Consider the following 21829-nt stretch of genomic DNA (forward strand, 5'->3'; position numbering starts at 1 on the left):
ATCGAGCCAAAGAGCTCAGGATCACGGTCGGCGAGGGACTGGCTGAAAAAACCGTCGGTGCGATGTGGGGCGTTCATGGGAACCTCATTGAGTAAGTGAACGCCCTGACGGTGTGGTCAGGGCGGATTGTGTCGGTGGACGATGGTGGGGATATGATCAGATCACCCGGTCGCGCGGATCACGTCCGGCAAAGAAATCGGCCAAGTTGTCCAACACGCGGAAACCCATGGCCTCGCGCGCCTCTTTGGTTGCCGAACCGAGATGCGGCAACATCACGAGGTTATCGCATTGCATCAGGTCGGGCGCGATCCGGGGTTCGCCGTCAAAGACATCCAGCCCCGCACCGCCAATGGTGTCGAACATCAGCGCCTGGGTGAGGGCAAACTCGTCGATGACTTCGCCCCGCGCGGTGTTGATCAGGAACGCATCGGGTTTCATCAGATCCAGCCGACGCGCGTTGATCAGGTGCCGGTTGGCCGCGCCACCCGGACAGTGGAGAGAGACGAAATCGCATTGCGGCAACAGGTCTTCGACAGTGTCGACCTGCGTTGCGTTGCACGCGGCGAGGACCTGAGGCGCGACGTTGCTGCGGTTTTGCACGATGATGTTCATGCCAAACCCGTGGTGGGCGCGTTTGGCCAGTTCCTGTCCGATGCGGCCATAGCCGATGATGCCCAGCGTTTTGCCTGACACTTTGGTGCCGATCAGGTGGGTTGGCCGCCACCCTGTCCAGCCGCCATCGCGCAGTTCCCGTTCGCCTTCGCCAGCCCGGCGGGCGACCATGAGCATCAGCGTCATGGCGATGTCAGCGGTGCATTCCGACAGGACATCGGGGGTGTTGGTGACAGTCATGCCCAGATCGCGCGCGGTGCTTGCGCATATGTGGCTGTAGCCGACGCCATAGTTGCCGATGATCCGGGTCTGTGGCCGCGCCACGTCGAGCGCGTCGGCACCGATCCTGTCTGTCACTGTGGGCAGCACAGCATCAAACCGCCCCAGCGCGTCGCGAAAGTCGGACGGCCCAAGCGGGCGGTCGCCGGTGTTGAATGTGACCTCATAGTCGCGGGCCAGTTGGGCCTCGACCGCTTGGGGCCAGCGACGGGTGACGAGAACAGAGGGTTTCATCATGTCAGGCCGCCTTTCCCATGACACGCGCGATGGTTTCACCAATCACTGCGGGGTTTTCGGCAACGGTCACGCCGACCGCCGAGAGGATTTCGACCTTTTCACTGGCGCTTTCGCCAAAGGCCGAGATGATGGCACCGGCATGGCCCATGGTCCGGCCCTTGGGTGCGGTCAGGCCTGCCACATAAGCCACAACGGGTTTGGTGATATGGTCGCGGATATAGTCGGCGGCTTCGGCCTCTTGCGGGCCGCCGATCTCACCGATCATGCAGATCACCTCGGTGCCGTCGTCTTCTTCGAACCGTTGCAGGATGTCCTTGAAGGACGACCCGTTGATGGGGTCGCCGCCGATGCCGACAGAGGTTGAGACGCCAAGGCCCAGCTCCTTGAGTTGTGCGGCGGCCTCATAGCCCAATGTGCCGGACCGGCCGATGATGCCGACATTTCCCTTGAGATAAATGTGACCCGGCATGATGCCCAACAGTGCCTCGCCTGGTGAAATGGTGCCTGCGCAGTTCGGGCCGGTGAGGACCATGCGCCGTTCCTTGGGGTAGCGCATCATGTAGCGTTTGACGCGGATCATGTCGCCTGCGGGGATGCCGTCGGTGATGCAGACGCAATAGCTGATGCCTGCATCCGCGGCTTCCATGATGGAATCGGCGGCAAAGGGGGGCGGGACAAACACAAGGCTGGCCTCGGCACCGGTGGCGGCCACGGCGTCCTTGACCGTGTCGAACACGGGCAGGCCATCGACGGTTTCGCCGCCTTTGCCCGGCACGACGCCACCCACGATGTTGGTGCCGTAGTTGACCATATCCTTGGTGTGGAAGCGGGCCATGCGCCCGGTGATGCCCTGCACGATGACTTTGGTGTCGCGATCAAGAAGGATGCTCATGTTATTGCCCTCACTCTGGTGCCTTGGCTCAGGTCGTTTTGCCATGCGCCGACGGCGCGTTCGGCGGCTTCCATCAACGTGTTTGCGCGGATGATCGGCAGGCCGGATTTGGCGAGGATTTTCTGACCCTCTTCGACATTGGTGCCCGCCAGACGGACAATGACGGGGACGTCGACCTGAACGTCCTTGAGCGCCTGCACCACGCCTTCGGCCACCCAGTCGCAGCGGTTGATACCGGCAAAGATGTTGACCAGAACGGCCTGTACGTTGGTGTCGGACAGCACCAGGCGGAACGCTTTGGCGACCCGTTCGGGGGTTGCGCCGCCGCCGATGTCGAGAAAGTTGGCGGGCGCGCCACCGGCGAGCATGATGGTGTCCATCGTGGCCATCGCGAGCCCCGCGCCGTTAACGATGCAGCCGATATTGCCGTCGAGGCCGACATAGGACAGACCACGGTCCGCCGCCCGGCTTTCGCGGGGGTCTTCCTGGGATTTGTCCCGCAGTTCGCTGATTTGCGGGTGGCGGAACAGGGCGTTGTCGTCGAACGTCATCTTGGCGTCGAGCGCGATCACGCGGTCATCGCCCGTCACGACCAGCGGGTTGATTTCGACCATCGTGGCGTCCAGTTCGGAAAACGCGCGGTAGCACCCCTGAAGCGTGCGGACCATCTGGCTGACAAGACCGGGCGCGATGCCGAGTTTGAAGGCGATCTCGCGGGCCTGAAAGTCCTGAAGCCCGACCGCAGGTTCGACGGTGGACCGGACGATGCTGTCGGGTTTGTTGGCTGAGATGTCCTCGATCTCCATGCCGCCCTCGGCGCTGGCAACGATCATCACGCGCTGGCTGGAGCGGTCCATGACAAAGCCCAGATAGAACTCGGTTTCGATGGGCACCGCGCTTTCGACATAGACGCGGTAGATGCCTTTGCCTTCGGGGCCGGTTTGGTGGGTGACCAGTTTGCGACCGAACATATCTTCGCTGGCCTCGTGGATGGCGTGGTCGCTGTCACAGAGTTTGACCCCGCCCGCCTTGCCGCGCCCACCTGCGTGGACCTGAGCCTTGACCACCCATTTGTCGCCGCCCAGCTCGCGGGCGCGGTAGGCGGCCTGTTCTGGGCTGTAGGCGAGTGCGCCGGGGGGCACTTCGACGCCGAAGCCTGACAGGATTTCCTTGGCTTGGTATTCGTGGATGTCCATGGTGCGTTCCCTCTATTCCGCCGCGATGGCGGTGCCGTAGCGTTGGTCCAGCACGTCGGTCACCGCGTCCATATCGACCGTGCCGTCCAGATCCTGAATGGCCGCTGCGAAACGCATCACGATGTCCGAGATGGCCCGAGGGTTGAGTTGGTTGAGGATGCCGATGCGCACCTGCACGGGGGCGGAGAGTGTGGGCCAGATGCCAAAGTTCTGTGCGCGGCAGTGCTGGACCAGCTCCATCTCGCGGCCAGCGAGGGCAGGGGGCAGGTTCAGCACGACGAGGCTGGTCATGTTCGAGGTCACGGTGCAGCCCATCGTCTCGACGGCGGCGCGCAACACGTCTTCGTGGTGGATGTAGCTTTGGGAACGCTTGGCAAGCCCTTCTTCGAGTGTCAGGCGCAGCGCCTCGTGAAAGGCGGCCACGGCGTAGCCGGAGTGGGTGCGGTGGTAGGTGCCTTTTTCGACGTCCTGCCCGTCGACGATGCCCCAGTGCCGGGCCTCGAAAATCGGGTGATTGGCATAGGTGGACGCGCCGGTTGCGCGCAGGCTGTCCATGTAGCGGTCATCAAAACTGACGGGGGCGTATGTCAGGGGCAGGCAGCAGATGCCCTTTTGTGGGCAGGATGCCCAACCCGCGACGCCGGGGTAGTCGTCGATGCGGAAGTCTTCGACGCCCAGTGACGATACGGCGTCGACAAGGCCCAGAACACCGTGGCGCTCGCATGCCTCCGAGAACCCGGCCAGATCGTTGATCCGGCCCGACCCGGTTTCCCAATGCGCCATGAATGCCCATTTCGGTTTGTGCTCTGCTAACGCGCGCTCGACGTCTTCGCCGCTGACGGATGTGCCGTGAGCGACCTCGATCACCGTGACAGACGCCGCCTGTGGGTCGAGCGGGTTGGCCGCCAGTTCCGCGGGTGTTGCGGCCTTGATCCGCAGCGTCAGCGCGTCGATGCCCGAGAAGGTGCCGTTGGCGAAGGCGACGACCTTGTCGCCGGGTTGCACCGCCGAGAACATCATGTCCAGCGCGGACCATCCCGTTCCCGCGACGCCGAATGTGTGGACGTTGTCAGTGCCCCAAACCGCGCGCAGCATGTGTTTGCATTCGACCATCCCGCGCAGCACGTCGGGCTGCATGTGATCGGCGACGCCCGCCGCAGCAAAGCGTTGCAGCACCCGCGCATCGGTGTTGCCAGGTCCAGGTCCCGCAGCCAGAGTTTCGGGAATGACGAGTTGGGGAAAGACGTGGACGGACATGCTGAACACCTATGGTTTGGTTATGGTGGTTAACGTGGCCCGTCCTTGCGACATCGCACAATATCCGATACTCCTGCTTTTGGGTATCTAATTGGGTAGGAAAATACCCACCCATATTGGTAAGTATTCGACTGTATACCAAAATGACACCTACCTATTTGGGTGGTTTATTCGAATTAGGACACGAATTTCAGATGGTTAACGAAATGGAACGTCGGATCGACGTCATGCTGGCCGACAGCAATCCGTTGGTTCTGTCCGCCATGTCTGAAGTGTTCGAACGCGATTCGCGATTTTCCTTGGTGGCGACGACAGCGACAGCCGAAGGGTTCCTGGGCACGGTTATGCGTGTGCCTTGCGACGTGGGCGTCATCGACTGGAACCTGCCTGTGCTGGGGGGCGCACGCCTGATCGAAGTGCTGCGCGAACAGGAGGCGGCCCCGAAGCTGGTGGTCTTTGGCAATGACACCAAGGATCTGCCACGTCTGGCCATGAGTGCGGGTGCGGCGGGGTTTGCGCCGCGTTCGGGCGATGTCGAGGGATTGCTGGACACCTGCGCGGATGTCGCGCAGGGCAAGATGGTGTTCCCCTTTATCGACGTGCGCGAGTTGCAGGCCGATCCGATTCAGTCACTCAGCCGCAAGGAACGTGTCATGCTGGAAGCCCTGTCCAAGGGGTTGACCAACCGCGAGCTGTCCAAGGAATTGGGCATCTCGACCAACACGGTCAAATTCCATCTGTCGAACCTGTATGACAAGCTGTCGGTGCGCAATCGCGCCCAAGCCATCGCGTTTTTCTATTCGTCCCGACTGCCCACAAAAGACGAGTAATATTGTTGCGTTTGTATGCGATTGTACGCAAAAATATTTCTTGACACCTCGTGAAATGCCGCATTTGTCTGGCCGCCATCTTGAACGTCCCAGAGCAAAATGAGGTCAGCCATGAGTTTTCACCCCATCGAACAGGCCCCCGGCCGTCTGAATCGCAGCGAACTGGCCGTGCCAGGGTCGCAGCCGCAAATGTTTGAAAAGGCAGCACAATCCGATGTGGATGTGATCTTTCTCGATCTTGAGGACGCGGTGGCGCCGGATGAGAAAGTGCAGGCTCGCAAGAACATCATCCGGGCGTTGAACGAGATTGACTGGAACACCAAGACGATGTCGATCCGGATCAATGGGTTGGACACGCATTACATGTATCGCGATGTGGTCGACGTGCTGGAACAGGCGGGTGAACGGCTTGACCTGATCATGATCCCCAAGGTGGGGACGGCGGCGGATGTCTATGCGGTCGATATGCTGGCCACGCAGGTCGAAGACGCCACTGGTCTGAAGAAACGGGTGGGGTTCGAGCACATCATCGAGACCGCCTTGGGCATGCAGAATGTCAATGAGATCGCAGGTGCGTCCAAGCGCAACGAAAGCCTGCATTTCGGTGTGGCGGACTATGCCGCCAGCATGCGGGCGCGAACCACGGTCATTGGGGGTGTGAACGCGCATTACTCTGTGTTGACGGATCCGGAACAGGACGGGTCACGGGGGGTACATTGGGGGGACATGTGGCATTCGGCGATTGCCAATATGGTTGTGGCGGCGCGCGCCAATGGTCTGCGTCCGATCGACGGCCCGTTTGGGGATTTCTCGGACCCGGACGGGTACAAGGCCGCCGCCTATCGCGCCGCCGTTTTGGGGTGCGAGGGCAAGTGGGCGATCCACCCCAGCCAGATTGCCCTGGCCAACGAAGTGATGAGCCCGTCGGACGACGAGATCGAAAAGGCCAACCGCATCCTTGCCGCCATGGCGGATGCAGAGGCGGCAGGCAAAGGTGCGGTGTCGCTGGATGGTCGTTTGATCGACTACGCTTCCATACGCCAAGCCGAAGTGCTGGTGGAAAAGGCCAAGCAGATCGCGGCCTGACGTTCTACGGATGCGCGCCCGCTCCCTGTTTTGGGGGCGGGCGTCTTCTTTTTCAGCGCGATGGCATCTGTGTGCGCCGCCCATGGCGGTGCGCGCGGTTTTTGGATTGCCCTTGTTGTGTTTTCGCTGAATCCTCGGCGCGTGTAGCGGGCTGACAAAATACGTCTGCCCACGTGATCGTCGGAGACAGCCATGGCAGATGTGACAGTGACCCAAGATACCCCAGGCACGCCTGATGTGCAGGCGCTGCTGTTGCGGCACTTTGATCTGATGCGCGCCTCGTCCCCGGAAGAAAGCTGTCACGTGATGCAGCCGGATGCGCTTTTGGACAAGGGGGCGGTGCTGTTTGCTGCGCGTGACGGTGACGTGCTTTTGGGTGTTGGGGCGTTGGCTGCGCTGGATGTGACGCATGGCGAGTTGAAGTCGATGCACACCGCAGCAGAGGCACGTGGGCGTGGTGTGGGTGCCCGGATCCTGCGGTCGCTGGTGGATCATGCGCGCGCGGCGGGCATGCAGCGCGTCAGCCTTGAGACGGGAACGGCTGAGATGTTTGCGCCTGCCCGTGCGCTATATGCGTCACATGGGTTCGAGGACTGTGCCCCGTTTGGCGACTATCAGTTGGATCCATTGAGCGTTTTCATGACGCGGCGGGTTTGAACCGCTTGCCCTGCGCCCGCACCTGCGGCATGACGGTGCCAGCGGTCCCTTAGCTCAACTGGATAGAGCAGCTGACTTCTAATCAGCAGGTTGAGGGTTCGAGTCCTTCAGGGATCGCCATTTCTTCCTTTTTGTAGCCTGACAAACAGGCGGTTTTTGACGTTGGGCCTGTGGTTCTGGCTCTGGATCGAAGAGCCCGATGTGGTTGGGATTTTCATGCTCACAGGCTCGTGACTTGATAAACTATCTACTAGTTGATAGGTAAATCTCACACAAACCAGATACCCACCTCACAGGAGAGGACACTCAAATGAAAATCTATGATGTCGAAGGCTTCCCGAACCCCGCGCGTGTGCGGATTGCACTGGCGGAAAAGGGCGCGGTGGACCAGGCTGAGTTTATTGCGGTCGACGTGATGGGCGGCGAACATCGGACCGAGGCGTTCAAGGCCAAGAACCCGGATGCGGCCGTGCCGTGTCTGGAACTGGAGGATGGGACGCACATCTCGCAATGCACCGCGATCACGGAATACATTGATGCCGCTTTTGACGGTCCGTCGTTGACTGGCACAAACCCACAGGAGCGGGCGCAGATTTCCATGATGAACCTGCGGGCGGAAAGTGGCCTTTTGGATGCTGTCGCAACCTATTTCCACCACGCGACGCCGGGGCTTGGCCCGGACCTTGAAACCTACCAATGTGCCGAATGGGGCAACAAGCAAAAGGATGTCGCGGGTCAGACCATGGCGTATCTGGATGCGGTTCTGGCGGAAAACGCGTATCTTGCGGGTGATGTGTTTTCGGTTGCCGATATCACGGCCTATGCGGGTCTGGCCTTTGCCGATCTGGCGCAGGTCGAGATCCCGTCCAACCTGACACACCTGCATGACTGGCGTGCGCGCATGGCGGCGCGTCCCTCAATCGCGGCCTAGCGCGGCCATTCCCTAGCCGAAAGGAACCAGACCAATGGACCTCAATTCAGATTTCACCACGCGCGTCGTTGTTCGAGCAGACGACCTGGAATGGCAAGCGTCGCCCATGAAGGGTGTGGATCGCCGCATGCTGGACCGGATCGGCGGCGAGGTGGCCCGCGCGACGACCATCGTGCGCTATGCACCCGGCAGCCACTTTTCGGCACACACCCACACGGGCGGCGAAGAGTTCATCGTGTTGGACGGTGTGTTTCAGGACGAGCATGGGGATTTTCCCGCAGGCACCTATGTCCGCAATCCACCGACCAGCAAGCACACACCAGGGTCGGAACCGGGGTGCACGATCTTTGTCAAACTCTGGCAGTTCGACATGGATGACCGGACCCAGTTCCGCAAGACGATGGCGGACGAGCTGGCCGCGCCGGTCAATGGTGTGGCGACGGCAACATTGCATGCTGATGCGCGCGAGACGGTGACCTACAGCCATCTGGAGGCTGGGGCCACGTTGACGTCAGAGGCCGATGGCGGGATCGAGATCCTTGTGATTGACGGAACGGTTGAGGCCGGGGGTGACGTGCTGCCCAAGAACGGTTGGCTGCGGTTGCCCGAGGGCGACACGTTGACAGCCACGGCAGGTGACGCTGGGGCCAAGGTGTGGATGAAGTCGGGGCATCTGCCCTTTGCCAAAGCGCCGGCGGTCTGACGCGATGGCAGGTGAGAAACCGCTTGCGATAGTGGCGGGTGCCGGGGCTGGGCTGGGGCAGGCGTTGCTTGCCCGGTTTGAGGCGGGTGGCATGGTGCCAGTGGGGTTGGGGCGGTCGCGCCCCGACACCTGCGTTGGTGTGTTCCACGAAATGGACCTGTCCGACCCGGTTGCCATGTCCGACTGTCTGTCCGCGCTGATTGCGGCGCATGGTCCGCCACGGATTGTGGTGCACAACGCGGCAGAGTTGGTGATTGCGCCGTTCGACAAGACGACGTTGGCTGATTTCCAACGGACATGGGCGTCGATGGTCGGGGCCTTGGTCGTGCTGGGTCAATCGGTGTTGCAGCCGATGGTGCGCGGTGGCGGTGGCGCGTTGATAGTCTCGGGTGCCACGGCGTCGTTGCGTGGCGGCGCGCAGTTCGGGGCCTTTGCGTCCGCCAAATTTGCGTTGCGCGGTCTGACGCAATCGCTCGCGCGCGAGTATCAGCCTGCGGGTGTTCATGTCGCGCATGTGGTTCTGGACGGTATCATCGACACCGCGCGGTCCCGCGACCTGCATGACATGGACCCGGCCAAGATGATGCGCACCGAAGACATTGCCGAGGCTTATTGGAACCTTGCCCATCAACCCAAATCAACGTGGACGCACGAGTTGGATTTGCGACCCGCGTCGGAGGCTTTTTGAGCCATGGATCTACAGACACGGACCCTGATCATCGGCGGCGGGTTGTCGGGGCTGGCGCTGGCCGACCGATTGGCGGCGGTCGGGCAGGATTTTCAGTTGGTCGAAGCGCGGGACCGTTTTGGCGGTCGCGTGTTGACGGACACCATCGGGGGTGCTGCGTTTGATCTGGGGCCCGCGTGGTTCTGGCCGGGACAGCCGCGCATGGCGGCCCTGTTGGACAGGTTGGGCACCGGCGTGTTCGAGCAATATGCTCAGGGCGAGTTGATGTTCGAGGATGAGAGCGGACAAGTGGCACAGGGGCGCGGATTTGCGTCGATGCAAGGTTCGTACCGGGTGGTCGGCGGTTTGGGTGCAATGATTGACGGTTTGCGCCGCTGTCTGCCGCAGGACCGCTTGCACCCGTCCACCCCTGTCACAGCCTTGCACCGGGTCACAGACGGCGTGCAGGCTCACACCACCGGTGGTGGGCGCGTGACTGTGCAACGGGTTGTTCTGGCGATGCCGCAGCGCTTGGTTGCGGCGTTGGACTATCAACCGCCTTTGCCCGCGTCTGCCGTAGCGGCCATGACGGACACAGCCACATGGATGGCGGGACAGGCCAAGGCCATTGCGGTGTATGATCGCCCGTTTTGGCGCGAGGCCGGTTTGTCCGGTGACGCGATGAGCCGACACGGCCCCATGGTGGAAATCCACGATGCGTCCCCTGCGCAGGGCGGGCCATATGCCCTGTTTGGCTTTGTCGGAGTGCCTGCGAAAGGGCGGCGGGATCAGCAGGCATTGCGCGCACAGGTGCAGGCGCAGCTTGTGCGCCTGTTTGGCGCTGCCGCCGCATCGCCCGTTGCGATTGTGATCAAGGACTGGGCGTTTGATCCATACACGGCCACGACCGACGATCAGCAACCGCTTTATGCGCACCCGCAATACGGTGTCCCGCAAGCCGCGGAAAACATGTGGGACGGCGCGTTGATCCTGAGCGGCACGGAGGCCGCGCCGCAATTTGGCGGCTATCTCGAAGGCGCGTTGGAGGCGGCGGAGAACACTGCCGTGTTGCTTGGCGCCTAGGCGTTGGACCCGGCGATGTGTGTGATCCCATCGTGCGGGGTCACGATGGGGTTTTGCGTGGTGGATCGTCTTTGGGTGGCCGTATGGAAAGCCTGGGCCAGCCGCGCCAATGCGTCGCGAGACGATGCTTTAGTGCTGTCATAGCCGTGAAAGTTGTGGGGCATGTCTGGCCAGACGTCCAGCATCACATTTGCGCCCCTTGTGGCCTGCGCTTCTGCAAATGCGACAATCATGTCGTGCAGGACCTCACGCCCGCCCGCCTGTAGATAGAGCGGGGCGAGCCCGGAAAAATCCTGGTCCATGGGCGACAATGCGCGTCTGCCAAAGGTGCCATCGGGGTCCAGCCAGCGCCCGAATTGCAGGGCCATCCACCCTTGCACCAGGTCTGTCGGATCGTTGGCGGTCAGGCTGGTCCCGCGCGCACCGATGTCTGTCCACGGACACATGCCGATGCACAGGGCAGGTTGATCCAGTTCCCGGCATTTGAGGCTTTGCAACAGCGTCAGCGCCATATGCCCGCCTGCGCTGTCGCCCATGACGACAATCTGATCCGGCGGCGTGTGCCGGGTGAGGGTGTGCCAGGCGGTCAGCGCATCCTCGGCCTGGGCGGGGTGGGGATGTTCGGGCGTCAAACGGTAGAGCGGCATATAGACCCGCGCGCGCAGGTGGTGGGCCAGCATCGCGGCAAAGCGGTTGGTGATTGCACCGCGAAACGCGTACCCGCCGCCGTGGCAATAGAGAGCTACGGCATCTGTGTCGCAGGACGCGGGAATGAACCAACGCGCCGGTTGATCCTGCGCGTGACAGACGGTCACGTCATACATGTCCGGGGTTTTGGGCAACAGGCTGTTCCAACGCGCGCGCCCTGTGTCCAGATCGTTGTGGGTCATGGCGTAGGTGAACTGATGCCGGACAAAACGGATACCGACCTCTGTCAAGATGTCCCAGTCGGCGGCCATTTTGCGCCCAACCGCATGACGGGCAGCCACCTGAAGGACAAACCGGTTCAGGGTCAAAAAGCTGGCAAGCCGGTGCCTGAGTGGACCTTGAGTTTCAAAGCTGGACATGGTGTCTCCCTGGATGAAAGTCTTGGGTCGTTTTGGACGCAGCCGGTTGGGGTGCGATAGAACGATCACGACACCGGGGAGACGTCAGATGACTGCGCGTGCCGAACTGTTGTTGCCGCCTGCGGCGCTGGCCGGGTGTGTGGCGGCGGGCGTGTTTCGCGACACGCTTGGTGTGGATATGCCGGACCGGGACCGGTTGAACTATTTCCCTGCCAGCCCACTGTTTTCGGTCACCCGCGTGTTTGAGGGGCAGTTGCATGTGGCGCGGGGCCTCGCGGATATTTCGACATTGCGCCAGCAGGTGCCGGACCCCGCGTTGGTGGCCAGATCACCCAATGCAGAGCCGATATGCAGTTGGAGCGCGGGGGGCATACGCGCGCTGACCATTGGGTTTTATCCCGAGGCGTGGATCCGGCTGGGCGGCTTGCCGGAGGGTGGGCATGTGCCTGAACCCGTCGCGGCGCTAATGCATGGCGAATGGGCCGATGCGTCTGCATCCTGGGCGGCGTTCTGTGTGGATTTGCAGCCGTTGTGGGGCGCGTGCAGAGGTGACAGCGCGTTGCAATGGGCCGGGTCGCATCGGCTGGCCGACTGGGTGCGTCATGTGACCAAAGCGGCAGCGTTAAGCGGGACTGGGCAGAGCCTTCGGTCTGCCGAACGGCGGTTTCGCAGGTGGACAGGACAGACGCGCCAAGGTGTCGATCTGTTCGCAAAGGTCGAAGACTTGTATGCGCGGCGGGTGGAGGATCCGTCGGCGCCGCTTGCGGAATTGGCGGCGGATGCGGGGTTCAGCGATCAGTCGCACATGGGCCGCGCCGTCAAACGGGTCACGGGATTTTCACCCGCGCGCCTGAACCAGCTGATTGAGACCGAAGAGGCGTTTTGGTGCTACCGTTTGATGGGTGAACGGTTCTGATAAAGGGGCGGCGGTGCCCTAGCTGGCGGACAGGGCGAGCAGGACAGCGACAGGCAGGAAAAACACCCAAGACAGGTGTTTGCCCCGTGACACGATCAGGGCAACACCGCCGATAGCCGCGCAGGAAAAGGCCCATGCCAAGAGGGTAGCCTGCGCCGTTTGCGCCGGGTCTGACGCCATGCGCCAGAACACATATGCCTGCGCCCACCAGAAGAATGACAAGGCGTGCCAGCCAAACCACAGGGTCAGACGACCGTTCCTCTGACTGCCCAGAACAACGGGAAAGTCGTCGCGTTTGATCAGCGGACCAATCAGGTTTTTACCCCCAAGGATGCTGTGCATGGCACCAACGCAGACGAGTAGAATTGCAGCAGTTTGGAGCAAGATGTGTCCCTTCATCAAATTTGCGGTCAGGGCCTAGAGACCCAGTGCAAGCACGCCAGCGCAAGCGAACCAGACGATCCAGTGGGGCAGGCGCAAGAGACCGGCGTCGGGGCGTTTCAGCCACATACATTGGATCAACCAAACGCCGCCCCAGAGTGCAAAGAGGGCGATCAGGCCGGTCACTATGACGCCCTCGGCGGGACCAAGATCCCAGAGGGCCACCCCGGCCAACAGAGCGGTTACAGCCAGAAGATCCACAGACAGCATCTGGAAGGCGCACATTGCCTGTACCCAATATCGCGTTTTGTCGGGCGTGCCATCTATGGGTTCGATGCGTGCGGTTTCTCTGATACCGCCCAACACATGAGCGAAAAATGCGAGCCCTGTGACGCAAGCGACGATCAACGCGGGGATGTTCATGGTGGACCTCTGGAATCGTACCGGATGACGAGAACCATACAGTTCTGTCTTGTTCTTTCAAGACAGAACTGTATGGTTTGCCTATGAGCAAACGATTGACCCGCGAGGCGTGGATTTCACATGGCTTTGACGTGCTACGCAGCACCGGCCACGAAGCGTTGAAGGCTGACACGCTGTGCAAGGCGCTGGGCGTGTCACGGGGCAGCTTTTATTGGCATTTCCCGTCGCTGGGCGAATTCCACGACGCGCTCTTGGTGGCCTGGCGACAGCGAAATACCGAGGCAGTGATCGCCGAGTTACAGGAACATCCGGACGCGGAAACCCAACTGGCCACTTTGATACAAAAGGCCATTGAGACCCCACAACCGCTGGAAAATGCGATGCGTCGTTGGGGGGGGGCGAACCCGGATGTGGCTTCGGCACTGGCCCAGGTGGACCTGTTGCGGCGCACCTATCTGGTTGAGCTGTTGATGGGCGCCGGCGTGTCGGCGGCTGTCGCCCAAGACCGCGCGACGTTGCTTACGTGGTCCTTTGTCGGGCGGTCCTTTGCCCCCATGTTTGTGGCGGATACGTCACCCAAAGTCGCGGTCGAGATGAGCGCCCTGTTCCTGTCCAAACCTGCCGGAGAGACGCTGTGAGAACCGTTTTACTGACCCATCACTATGACGCGCCCGCGCGTGATGTGTGGGACATTGCCATCGACTACGACTGTCTAAGCGAAGTCATGCAAGGTCTGGTGACCTTTGATGGATTGCCCACGGGTCGGGTGATGCCCGGACAATCCTTGACCGTGATGGTGTCGCTGTTTGGTCTGTTGCCTGCGCAGCCGTACCATATGGACGTCGTCGCCTTTGACGACGCGGCGATGCGGTTGACCTCGTCCGAGCGCGGTGCCGGGGTTAAGTCCTGGCGGCACACGCTGGTGGTTGAGGCGACCGAGACCGGGTGCACCCTGACCGATCGGATAGAGATTGACGCGGGGTGGATGACCTGGGCCTTTGCGCGGTGGGCGCGGTTTCTTTACCGCAGGCGTCATGGCCCGCGCCTGCGCATCCTCGCGCGCAGGCACAAAGGCACGGTTCAGCCGTAGAGCCCGGCGACACGCCCGCGCAATTGCACCAAGGCCGAGACGGTGTCCAAGGTGGGTGTCGGCGTTTGGGTGAGCGCGCCCAATTCCTGGACTGCGCACACCAACGCGTCGATTTCCATCGGGCGGCCCATATCGAGGTCCTGCCACATCGACGTGCGATGCGCGCCGACCGCGGCGCCTCCGTCTATGCGGCGGTCCACGTCGATGGGGAATTTGACACCCAGCTTTTCGGCGATCTGTTGCGCTTCGACCATCATGCCACGTGCGACGGCACGAGTTCCGGGGTCGGTGCACAGCACATCGAGGGTGGCGTGGGTAAGGGCCGAGATCGGGTTGAACGACAGGTTCCCCCAGAGCTTGACCCAGATCTCGTCACGGATGCGGGGACGAACCGGCGCGCGCAGCCCTGCTGCTGCCAGCGCATGGGACAGCGCCAGCGCACGTTCGGATTTCGATCCATCGGGCTCGCCCAGCGAAAAGCGGTTGCCTTCGATGTGTTTGATTGTGCCGGGTTGCACGACTTCGGCGGCGGGATACACGACACAGCCCAGAACGCGGTCTGGTCCAAAGCCGTCCCACTGCACGTTTCCGGGATCCACGGATGCGAGACGTGTCCCCTCGAACGGTCCGCCCAGTTTGTGGAAATACCACCAAGGCACGCCGTTGACGCCACTGACGACTGTGGTGTGTTCGCCTATCAGCGGCTGCATCTTGTCCACGACGGCTGGCACGGAATGTGCCTTGAGGGTGACGATGACATAGTCCTGTGGACCGAGGGCATCGGCGCTTTCGGAGGCGGTCACTGGCACGGTCAGCGGGTCCTGTCCTTCTTGCAGCAACGTCAGGCCGTTTTCCTGCATCGCGGCAAGATGTGGGCCGCGCGCAACCAGGCTGACATCTGCCCCGGCCTGCGCCAGTTTCGCGCCCATAAAGCCGCCGATGGCACCGGCCCCAAAGATACAGATTTTCATTTACGATCCCCCGGTCAGGCCGAGTTTATCGGCCATGCCGATGCGCTGTATCTTGCCCGTCGCCCCTTTTGGAATTTCGTCCAGGATCACAACCGCGCTTGGCACTTTGAACTTGGCCAGATGTTCACCGGCAAAGCTGCGGATGGCCTGCGCATCCAGTTGCGACGTTTCGGACAGCACCACGGCGGCGGCGATGTCCTCGCCCAGCTTGTCATGCGGGACGGCGAAACAGACCACTTGCGCGATATCCGGGTGGGCGAGCAGGGCGGCGTCAACCTCGAGCGGGCTGATCTTTTCCCCGCCGCGGTTGATGATCTCCTTGAGGCGGCCCGTGAGGCTGAGATAGCCGTCCGCGTCAAACGCGCCCTGATCGCCCGTGCGGAACCAACGGTGACCTTCGGCGTCAAAGAAGTTGTCGGCGTTTGCCTTGTCGTTGCTTTCGTATCCCAGGGTGACATTCGGGCCGCTGATCACAATTTCACCGGTGGCGTCGGGGGCGAGCAGGACGTTTTCGGTCTCAGAGGCGATGCGCACCTGTGGTCCGGCGGCAAGGCCAACAGAGCCAGGTTTTTGCGCGCGCGGCGGCAGCGGGTTGCAGCACATCTGATGGGTGGCTTCGGTCATGCCGTAGGCCTCGATCACCGGTGCACCGAACGTGGCCACCAGTTCCTGCATGACCGGGGCGGGCAGGGATGCGGAGGACGAGCGCAGAAAACGCAGGCGGGCACCTTCGATGATGTCCCTGTTGCGATCTGCGCGCGCGAGGATGGCCTGATGCATGGTCGGGACAGCGGTGTACCAGGTTGGGTCTACATCCCGAAGCTGAGCAAAGAAACGCAGCGCGTTGAAGCCCGGTATGCAACTGATCTGCGCCCCGGCTGCAAAGGTGGCGGATACGGAGGCAATGAGGCCGTGAATGTGGAAGAGGGGCATCACGCTCAGGCAGCGGTCATCGGGGGTCAGCGCCAATGATGTGAGAATGTTGTGGGCTGATGCACAGATGTTCGATTGGGTCAGGGGCACGATCTTGGGGCGCGAGGTGGTCCCCGATGTGTGCAGGATCAAGGCGGTATCGTCCGCATCCGGCAGCGCAAGATCGCCCGCGTCAAAAGTCGCCTCGGACGCAAGTGTAAAGGCGCCCGCCGGACCTGCCGCATCAAAAGACAGGCGGATCAGCCCAACACCACACCGAGCGGCGGCGGCGATGGCGGGGCCATCTTCATCCGCTGCAACGATCAGCGCTTTGGCGCTGAGGTCATCGAGGTAGAAGGCAAACTCGTCCTCTTTGTACGCCGGATTCAGTGGCGCGGTGGTCGCGACCTGTGCTGTGGCGAAAAACGCGGTGGCCATTTCAGGACCGTTCGGCAGGACGATGGCGACCCGGTCGCCGCGTCCGATCCCCATGGCGTGCAGGCTGTCGGCGACCTGCGCGCAAAGCTGGCGCAGACCGGCATAGGTCAACCACGCCCGATCAGGCGCGCCCAGGGCAAGTGCGGTGTCGGGATGGGTTTCGATCAGGGTCGATAGGGTATGTGTCATCGGCTTGCTTCCGCGCTTGGGTTCGGATGGGAGGGTGTCAAACAACTTTGACCGTCAGTTGGCCCAACGTCTCAATAGTCAGTGACATTTCGTCCCCGCGGTCGACCGGTCCGACGCCTGCCGGGGTGCCGGACAGAATGATATCCCCGCCAGCCAGTTCAAATTGCGCGCTGAGATAGGCAATCATCTCGGGCACTTTCCAGATCATCTGGTTCAGGTCGCCCTCTTGTTTCAACGCGCCATTGACGGTCAGGGCCAGACGGCCAGAGGTCGGATGACCAACTGCGGATACGGGATGTATCGGACCACAGGGCGCGGACCGTTCAAACGCCTTGCCGATTTCCCAGGGGCGGCCCATCTTTTTCATCTGCGCCTGTGCGTCGCGTCGGGTCATGTCCAGTGCCAGGCCGTAGCCATACACGTGATCCAGCGCGTCATCGGTGCTGATATCGGTGCCACCTGACTTGAGCGCAATCATCATTTCCGCTTCGTGATGCACATCATTGCTGTGCGGCGGGTACGGAAACGTGCCGGATGGATCCAGATTGTTGGGGTTTTTCTGAAAGAAAAACGGGGGATCGCGGTCAGGGTCGTGGCCCATTTCGATGGCGTGCGCCGCGTAGTTGCGCCCGATGCAGTACACCCGCCGAACGGGAAAGACCGCGTCGGTTCCGGCGACGGGCAGTGTCACGATAGGTGGGGTGTCGATCACGGTGTTGATCATGGGGCCTCCGCAGATGTGTCGCGCCATATCTGGCGCGCTGTTCGCACATTGGTAGTCCAGTGCCGCGCGCGCGACCAGAATGTTGTGCAATCTGTGCATCGCGGAGGAACCTCTGACGCGGTGCAGAACGCGTCGGTCGTCGGTCCTAGCAAAGGCATGCCAACTTTTGCGTGCATTTTTCCCGCTCCGGTATAAAGTTCTGCTCAGGTTATTTTAGATCTGCTTTTTTCGTCCGTTTCATTTCCTGGGAGGAATTATGCGCCTGACATCGCATTCCAATGATACGTCGCACCCGTCCGTCGACTGTGCCACCGACCCTGTGCAATCGCTGGTCACCATGTTCGTGGACATGATCCAAAAGGGTCGCATCAAGGCTGGGCAATGCCCGGCGATGCGGCCTGTGTTTCTCAAGCCGCATGGCGTGGCGCATGGCACGTTTCGCATGCGACCGGACATGCCGGATGATCTGAAGGTCGGTGTGTTTGCCGGGTCCGAGTATCCGATGTGGTTGCGATCCTCATCCGATACCTTGCCCACCGTGGCCGACTACAAAACCACCGTGGGCCTTGGGATCAAACTGTTCGACACGCCAACGCCCAAGATTTTCGGCGCGCCGGACGACACCACCTTTGATTTCATCTTTCAGAACATGGATGTGTTCTTTGTCGATACGGCGCAGGACATGTGTGCCTTTACCAAGGCCGGGGTGATCGACGGCGATTATGGTCCCTATCTTGCGGCGCACCCGCGGACCAAGGACATTCTGGACGCGATGCAAAAGCCGGTGGGGTCGGTTTTCGGCTCCCCATATTGGAGCATTCTGCCCTTTGCGCTCGGTCCTGATGGTTACGTCAAATACAAGCTGGAACCGGTGATAGACGTGGATGTGCCGGACACGCCTCCGGCGGATCCCACATACCTCGCCGCCGATTTCAAGAAACGGTTGGCCGGTGGGGCTATGCGATTTCGGTTCCTCATTCAACGGCGCACCAACCCGGACACCATGCCGTTGGATGCCGCCACTGTGCCCTGGCCCGAGGACCAAAGCCCCTTTGTCCATGTAGCCGACATTGAGCTGCCGCAACAGGATGTCGATGCGATGGGACAGGCGGCCTACGGCGAAAACCTCGCCTGGAACATTTGGCGCGTCACCAAAGATCACGCGCCCCAGGGGTCCATCGCGCTGGCGCGGCGAGACGTTTATTCAGCCTCTGCGGACACGCGCAGAAACGCCAATGGCATTCCCGATGGTGAGCCGCTCACCAATCGCCCCCCATACGTAGTTGAGAAAGATAACGACATGACGCCTGTTCCAGACACAAAAATCGTAAGAGCCGCCATCCACCCCGCGATTGGGGTGGCCCGCGTTGGGGATGCGCAATCCGCGTTCTTTGTGGGTCCCGAGGTCACGCATCCGCCGCAAGAGGCCGGTGACTATTTCCGCGACGGCGACGCGTTGAAACGTCAGGCGGCCAAGTTTCGGATCTACGGCTACAATGCAGCCGGTGAGGCCGTGCGCGAGCTGGACGCGAGCAATGCGTCGATCACGTGGACGGTCGAATTGGCGAACCGCAAGGCGCAGTGGTACCAGTTCATCACCGCCATGGATATTCCAGAGACGGCGGACCTGTCCGTGATCCGGCGCAACAAGGATCAGACGTCTCAGGCAGACCGCGAAAAGCTGGCGATCACGCCCGGACCACGGTCGATTTCCGGGATGTCCGTGTCGGGCGGGTCGGAACATGCTTTTGACACCGGGTCATTCACAGTGGGCGCGGATCAGGCGACCAACATCTATCTGGGTGAGGTGCAGACCACCGAAACAGGGCAGCTTTTGGTGCTGGGTGGCCGGGGCGTGTCCAAATCACTGGTCGGCGCGCCACCCTTTGATCCTGCGGACCCGGATTCGTTCAACAACGCGAACACCTGGTACGATGATATGGCGGACGGGCCGGTCACCGCAGAGGTCAGCATTGATGGCACCGCGATCCCGGTCGAAGGAGGTTGGGTCACTGTGGCTCCGCCGAACTATGCGCCGGACGTCATTGGGTGGCGCACAATGTATGACCTGATGGTAGACACCTTTGTTGGCGCGGGCACGATGCCTGTCCCGGCCGTGACGTCCTTTACCAAGGATGTGCTGCCGCAATTGCAGCGCATGTCGAACCTGCAATGGGTGAACAAGGGGTTCGCGACCATGTTCGGCAAGGGCGGCCCGATGGATTTCGATGATCCGACGCTGATTTCGCGGCTGGCGCAGGCGCCGGGGGCAGACGATCCGTGGCATGAGTTGCGCCAACAGATCATGAACGCGTTCCGACCCACTGATACCAAGGTCAACGAACCGCGCATTTGGCCGTGGATTTACGGTGATGACTTTGGTGGCGACCTTGATGGGCCCAGCCCACGCACCATGCTGGCCTTGCCCTCCATTCAGCAGCTGCATCTCAGCCGCTGGGTCGATGGAAACTTTGTGGCGGATTGGGATCCGAACCATCAGCCACCGGAGCATCTGTCTGACATCCGGGTTCAGGACCAGCCAGCAATGCTGGATCAGGCGGCTCTGCATTTCTGCCTTGCGGATGCGTTCCATCCGGGGTGCGAACTGACCTGGCCGATGCGCCACGCGTCGCTCTATTCCAGCCCGTTCCGTATCCGCCATCGGCCCGATGACTACGAGGACTACGGGAAAGAATTGTCAGCGACTGTCGCCTTGTCGCCCACGGGGCCGCTGCACGGTCAGCGCGCTGGGGATTTGACCCGCTGGATGGGTTTGCCATGGCAGGGGGACACCGCCTATTGCCGCGCGGGCTATGCGCCGGACTATGATCCATACCTGCCGACGTTCTGGCCGGGGCGCGTGCCAAACCACGTGCTGACCGAGGAGGACTATCAGATTGTCATCGACCCATCCAAGCCGCTGGAGGATCGGGTGGCGGCCTTTAATCGGCGTGCCAGCTGGTATCGGTTCATCGACGAGGCCGATGGGATCGCCAAGCGCATGGAGCGGATGATCGCCATCTTTGGTCAGCAAGGGATCGTCGAACCGCGTGAAGGTGTCCGGGATGTTCCCAATTTTCCGGATGTCCTCTATGTGGAAACGGTGGCGCCATCCCTGGCTGCATCGGTGGACAAGGCGGTCCTGCTGGCGGCAAGCCCAGAGGCTGCACAAACGGCACGCGACGCGACCCTGTCGCGCGCAGGTTGGCATACAGAGGCGCATCTCGAAGAGGCGGTGAACCTGCGGCGTCGGCGGTGACGCCGTATGACGTTGCTGTTCTGGGGGGCGGCCCTGCGGGCGCAATAGCGGCTGCATTACTGGCCCGCGCGGGACACAGCGTGGTTTTTGTCGATCCTGACAACCGTCAGGGCGACCGGATTGGTGAAACGCTGCCCGCCTTTGCGGCGGACCTGTTGGAACGCCATGCGCTGCCCGGACCACTCTCCAGTGACGCCCATTTATCTATACGCGGCGTGGTTTCCGATTGGGGCGGTATCCGCACCCAGGATGACGCGCTCATGCGGCCCGGCGGTCCGGATTGGCGGTTGGATCGGGGTTTGTTCGACGCAAGTTTGCGTGCGGCAGCGACGGATGCTGGCGCAAGTTCGGTCATTGCCAAAGTCAACGCCGTGACCCGCAAGCCTGATGGATGGCATATCGCGACAGACGCTGACGCATGTTTGCAGGCGCACCGGGTCGTGGATGCCACCGGGCGACGCGGTATTCTGTCACGATCATTGGGCGGCGCGCGACGGCAACAGAGCAGGCAAGTGGCCGTTTGGGCCGTCGGTAACGCTGTGGGGACGGACAGCGCCGCGACATCACGCACGCTGATCCAGGATCAGGTGGGCGGGTGGTGGTACGGTGCCATTTTGCCCTCTGGTCGTCCTGTTGCGGCCTTTCACACGACCACCGAACAGGCAACACAGATGCGGCGTGATCCCGCGGAGTGGCATGCGTCATTGGCCAAGGCGGCGGTGCTGGCCGAACACTTGCCAACGGCCTTGTTTTCAAGTGCGGAGTTGAAGTTCACCGATGCCACGGGTGAGGCCTGCACCAAGGCCGCTGGCGACGGATGGGTCGCCTGTGGTGACGCGGCGATTGCTTTTGACCCGCTGGCCTCGCAAGGCTTGTTAAACGCGGTGCGCACCGGCATCGCCGCTGCGGATGTTGCCGCTGACCGGGTCACGCCAGTGCAGTATTGCGCAGAGATGGACCGCGTGTGGGATCATTATGTTCGGCACCACGCGTCCTTGATGGCGCGGCGCGCACTGGCCTGACATGGGT

General features: G+C 61.7%; 22 protein-coding genes and 1 tRNA gene. 13 read left to right on the top strand and 10 right to left on the bottom strand.

The window, feature by feature from the left end:
* Nucleotides 1-156 precede the first annotated feature (156 nt).
* The 4 genes from Q0936_RS12310 to Q0936_RS12325 are packed head-to-tail and all read right to left on the bottom strand — an operon-like array spanning nt 157 to nt 4473.
* Nucleotides 157-1128 (bottom strand): D-glycerate dehydrogenase, encoded by a 972-nt coding sequence (locus Q0936_RS12310; protein WP_299298177.1) that lies wholly within the window; start codon nt 1126-1128, stop codon nt 157-159.
* Between the two features lies 1 nt (nt 1129).
* Nucleotides 1130-2020 carry a succinate--CoA ligase subunit alpha gene (sucD, locus tag Q0936_RS12315; protein ID WP_299378158.1) on the bottom strand — a complete coding sequence of 297 codons (891 nt, stop codon included), beginning with the start codon at nt 2018-2020 and terminating at the stop codon, nt 1130-1132.
* On the bottom strand, nt 2017-3216 hold the full coding sequence (locus Q0936_RS12320) for a malate--CoA ligase subunit beta (RefSeq protein ID WP_299293798.1): 1200 nt from the start codon (nt 3214-3216) through the stop codon (nt 2017-2019). Before Q0936_RS12320 ends, sucD begins: the two co-directional genes overlap by 4 nt.
* Nucleotides 3217-3228: 12 nt before the next feature.
* The gene (locus Q0936_RS12325; protein WP_299293795.1) at nt 3229-4473 is read right to left on the bottom strand and encodes an aminotransferase class V-fold PLP-dependent enzyme; all 1245 of its coding nucleotides are present in this window, start codon (nt 4471-4473) and stop codon (nt 3229-3231) included.
* 194 nt (nt 4474-4667) lie between these two features.
* On the opposite strand from Q0936_RS12325, the gene Q0936_RS12330 reads away from it, so the two are divergent.
* The 8 genes from Q0936_RS12330 to Q0936_RS12365 all read left to right on the top strand — a co-directional run bounded on the left by Q0936_RS12330 (nt 4668) and on the right by Q0936_RS12365 (nt 10430).
* A complete protein-coding gene (locus Q0936_RS12330) occupies nt 4668-5303 on the top strand; it encodes a response regulator transcription factor (RefSeq protein ID WP_299293792.1) in 636 nt (211 codons plus the stop codon).
* A 111-nt stretch (nt 5304-5414) separates the two neighbouring features.
* A complete protein-coding gene (locus tag Q0936_RS12335) occupies nt 5415-6389 on the top strand; it encodes a CoA ester lyase (protein WP_299293789.1) in 975 nt (324 codons plus the stop codon).
* A gap of 192 nt (nt 6390-6581) precedes the next feature.
* Complete coding sequence (locus Q0936_RS12340; protein ID WP_299293786.1) at nt 6582-7046, top strand: GNAT family N-acetyltransferase; 465 nt, start codon at nt 6582-6584, stop codon at nt 7044-7046.
* A 43-nt stretch (nt 7047-7089) separates the two neighbouring features.
* A tRNA-Arg gene (locus Q0936_RS12345) sits at nt 7090-7166 on the top strand.
* 190 nt (nt 7167-7356) lie between these two features.
* Nucleotides 7357-7977: a glutathione S-transferase gene (locus tag Q0936_RS12350; protein WP_299293783.1), complete on the top strand. Its 621-nt coding sequence runs from the start codon at nt 7357-7359 to the stop codon at nt 7975-7977.
* A gap of 34 nt (nt 7978-8011) precedes the next feature.
* Nucleotides 8012-8680, top strand: a complete 669-nt coding sequence (locus Q0936_RS12355) for a cupin domain-containing protein (RefSeq protein WP_299293780.1) — start codon at nt 8012-8014, stop codon at nt 8678-8680.
* Nucleotides 8681-8684: 4 nt separating this feature from the next.
* Nucleotides 8685-9368 (top strand): SDR family NAD(P)-dependent oxidoreductase, encoded by a 684-nt coding sequence (locus Q0936_RS12360; RefSeq protein WP_299293777.1) that lies wholly within the window; start codon nt 8685-8687, stop codon nt 9366-9368.
* Nucleotides 9369-9371: 3 nt separating this feature from the next.
* Nucleotides 9372-10430 carry an FAD-dependent oxidoreductase gene (locus Q0936_RS12365; RefSeq protein ID WP_299293774.1) on the top strand — a complete coding sequence of 353 codons (1059 nt, stop codon included), beginning with the start codon at nt 9372-9374 and terminating at the stop codon, nt 10428-10430.
* On the opposite strand, the gene Q0936_RS12370 is transcribed toward Q0936_RS12365, so the two are convergent.
* Nucleotides 10427-11497 carry an alpha/beta hydrolase fold domain-containing protein gene (locus tag Q0936_RS12370; protein WP_299293771.1) on the bottom strand — a complete coding sequence of 357 codons (1071 nt, stop codon included), beginning with the start codon at nt 11495-11497 and terminating at the stop codon, nt 10427-10429. The two genes, Q0936_RS12365 and Q0936_RS12370, sit on opposite strands and share 4 nt — an antisense overlap.
* Nucleotides 11498-11585: 88 nt before the next feature.
* Between Q0936_RS12370 and Q0936_RS12375 the strand changes: the two genes are divergently transcribed.
* Entirely contained in the window at nt 11586-12413 is an 828-nt protein-coding gene (locus tag Q0936_RS12375) for a helix-turn-helix domain-containing protein (protein WP_299293768.1), read from the top strand.
* Between the two features lie 18 nt (nt 12414-12431).
* Here Q0936_RS12375 and Q0936_RS12380 read toward each other — a convergent pair whose 3' ends face one another.
* Nucleotides 12432-12755, bottom strand: a complete 324-nt coding sequence (locus tag Q0936_RS12380; protein ID WP_299378161.1) for a hypothetical protein — start codon at nt 12753-12755, stop codon at nt 12432-12434.
* Nucleotides 12756-12830: 75 nt separating this feature from the next.
* Nucleotides 12831-13217: a hypothetical protein gene (locus Q0936_RS12385; protein WP_299293762.1), complete on the bottom strand. Its 387-nt coding sequence runs from the start codon at nt 13215-13217 to the stop codon at nt 12831-12833.
* 83 nt (nt 13218-13300) lie between these two features.
* Here Q0936_RS12385 and Q0936_RS12390 point away from each other — a divergent pair, with 83 nt between their 5' ends.
* Both Q0936_RS12390 and Q0936_RS12395 read left to right on the top strand, forming a co-directional pair.
* Nucleotides 13301-13855 (top strand): TetR/AcrR family transcriptional regulator, encoded by a 555-nt coding sequence (locus Q0936_RS12390; RefSeq protein WP_299293759.1) that lies wholly within the window; start codon nt 13301-13303, stop codon nt 13853-13855.
* Complete coding sequence (locus tag Q0936_RS12395) at nt 13852-14307, top strand: SRPBCC family protein (RefSeq protein ID WP_299293757.1); 456 nt, start codon at nt 13852-13854, stop codon at nt 14305-14307. Before Q0936_RS12390 ends, Q0936_RS12395 begins: the two co-directional genes overlap by 4 nt.
* On the opposite strand, the gene Q0936_RS12400 is transcribed toward Q0936_RS12395, so the two are convergent.
* From Q0936_RS12400 to Q0936_RS12410, 3 genes are read right to left on the bottom strand one after another with little or no spacing between them, the layout of a single operon-like run.
* A complete protein-coding gene (locus Q0936_RS12400) occupies nt 14298-15278 on the bottom strand; it encodes a 2-dehydropantoate 2-reductase (protein WP_299293754.1) in 981 nt (326 codons plus the stop codon). The two genes, Q0936_RS12395 and Q0936_RS12400, sit on opposite strands and share 10 nt — an antisense overlap.
* On the bottom strand, nt 15279-16817 hold the full coding sequence (locus Q0936_RS12405) for an acyl--CoA ligase (RefSeq protein ID WP_299293750.1): 1539 nt from the start codon (nt 16815-16817) through the stop codon (nt 15279-15281). It lies immediately after the preceding gene.
* Between the two features lie 37 nt (nt 16818-16854).
* On the bottom strand, nt 16855-17541 hold the full coding sequence (locus tag Q0936_RS12410; protein ID WP_299143060.1) for a fumarylacetoacetate hydrolase family protein: 687 nt from the start codon (nt 17539-17541) through the stop codon (nt 16855-16857).
* Between the two features lie 256 nt (nt 17542-17797).
* Between Q0936_RS12410 and Q0936_RS12415 the strand changes: the two genes are divergently transcribed.
* Both Q0936_RS12415 and Q0936_RS12420 read left to right on the top strand, forming a co-directional pair.
* On the top strand, nt 17798-20800 hold the full coding sequence (locus Q0936_RS12415) for a LodA/GoxA family CTQ-dependent oxidase (RefSeq protein WP_299293748.1): 3003 nt from the start codon (nt 17798-17800) through the stop codon (nt 20798-20800).
* Entirely contained in the window at nt 20797-21822 is a 1026-nt protein-coding gene (locus tag Q0936_RS12420; RefSeq protein WP_299293745.1) for a tryptophan 7-halogenase, read from the top strand. Before Q0936_RS12415 ends, Q0936_RS12420 begins: the two co-directional genes overlap by 4 nt.
* Nucleotides 21823-21829 lie beyond the last annotated feature (7 nt).

Source organism: uncultured Tateyamaria sp. (genome assembly GCF_947488715.1).
Lineage (GTDB): Bacteria > Pseudomonadota > Alphaproteobacteria > Rhodobacterales > Rhodobacteraceae > Tateyamaria.

Excerpts from the sequence above, each read along its gene's own strand:
- Q0936_RS12405 (WP_299293750.1), bottom strand. The coding sequence starts at position 16,817 with ATGACACATACCCTATCGACCCTGATCGAAACCCATCCCGACACCGCA.
- Q0936_RS12325 (WP_299293795.1), bottom strand. The coding sequence starts at position 4,473 with ATGTCCGTCCACGTCTTTCCCCAACTCGTCATTCCCGAAACTCTGGCT.
- Q0936_RS12415 (WP_299293748.1), top strand. The coding sequence starts at position 17,798 with ATGCGCCTGACATCGCATTCCAATGATACGTCGCACCCGTCCGTCGAC.
- Q0936_RS12385 (WP_299293762.1), bottom strand. The coding sequence starts at position 13,217 with ATGAACATCCCCGCGTTGATCGTCGCTTGCGTCACAGGGCTCGCATTT.
- sucD (WP_299378158.1), bottom strand. The coding sequence starts at position 2,020 with ATGAGCATCCTTCTTGATCGCGACACCAAAGTCATCGTGCAGGGCATC.
- Q0936_RS12355 (WP_299293780.1), top strand. The coding sequence starts at position 8,012 with ATGGACCTCAATTCAGATTTCACCACGCGCGTCGTTGTTCGAGCAGAC.
- Q0936_RS12375 (WP_299293768.1), top strand. The coding sequence starts at position 11,586 with ATGACTGCGCGTGCCGAACTGTTGTTGCCGCCTGCGGCGCTGGCCGGG.
- Q0936_RS12335 (WP_299293789.1), top strand. The coding sequence starts at position 5,415 with ATGAGTTTTCACCCCATCGAACAGGCCCCCGGCCGTCTGAATCGCAGC.
- Q0936_RS12360 (WP_299293777.1), top strand. The coding sequence starts at position 8,685 with ATGGCAGGTGAGAAACCGCTTGCGATAGTGGCGGGTGCCGGGGCTGGG.
- Q0936_RS12365 (WP_299293774.1), top strand. The coding sequence starts at position 9,372 with ATGGATCTACAGACACGGACCCTGATCATCGGCGGCGGGTTGTCGGGG.
- Q0936_RS12320 (WP_299293798.1), bottom strand. The coding sequence starts at position 3,216 with ATGGACATCCACGAATACCAAGCCAAGGAAATCCTGTCAGGCTTCGGC.
- Q0936_RS12380 (WP_299378161.1), bottom strand. The coding sequence starts at position 12,755 with ATGCACAGCATCCTTGGGGGTAAAAACCTGATTGGTCCGCTGATCAAA.
- Q0936_RS12340 (WP_299293786.1), top strand. The coding sequence starts at position 6,582 with ATGGCAGATGTGACAGTGACCCAAGATACCCCAGGCACGCCTGATGTG.
- Q0936_RS12390 (WP_299293759.1), top strand. The coding sequence starts at position 13,301 with ATGAGCAAACGATTGACCCGCGAGGCGTGGATTTCACATGGCTTTGAC.
- Q0936_RS12310 (WP_299298177.1), bottom strand. The coding sequence starts at position 1,128 with ATGATGAAACCCTCTGTTCTCGTCACCCGTCGCTGGCCCCAAGCGGTC.
- Q0936_RS12400 (WP_299293754.1), bottom strand. The coding sequence starts at position 15,278 with ATGAAAATCTGTATCTTTGGGGCCGGTGCCATCGGCGGCTTTATGGGC.
- Q0936_RS12370 (WP_299293771.1), bottom strand. The coding sequence starts at position 11,497 with ATGTCCAGCTTTGAAACTCAAGGTCCACTCAGGCACCGGCTTGCCAGC.
- Q0936_RS12410 (WP_299143060.1), bottom strand. The coding sequence starts at position 17,541 with ATGATCAACACCGTGATCGACACCCCACCTATCGTGACACTGCCCGTC.
- Q0936_RS12330 (WP_299293792.1), top strand. The coding sequence starts at position 4,668 with ATGGTTAACGAAATGGAACGTCGGATCGACGTCATGCTGGCCGACAGC.
- Q0936_RS12350 (WP_299293783.1), top strand. The coding sequence starts at position 7,357 with ATGAAAATCTATGATGTCGAAGGCTTCCCGAACCCCGCGCGTGTGCGG.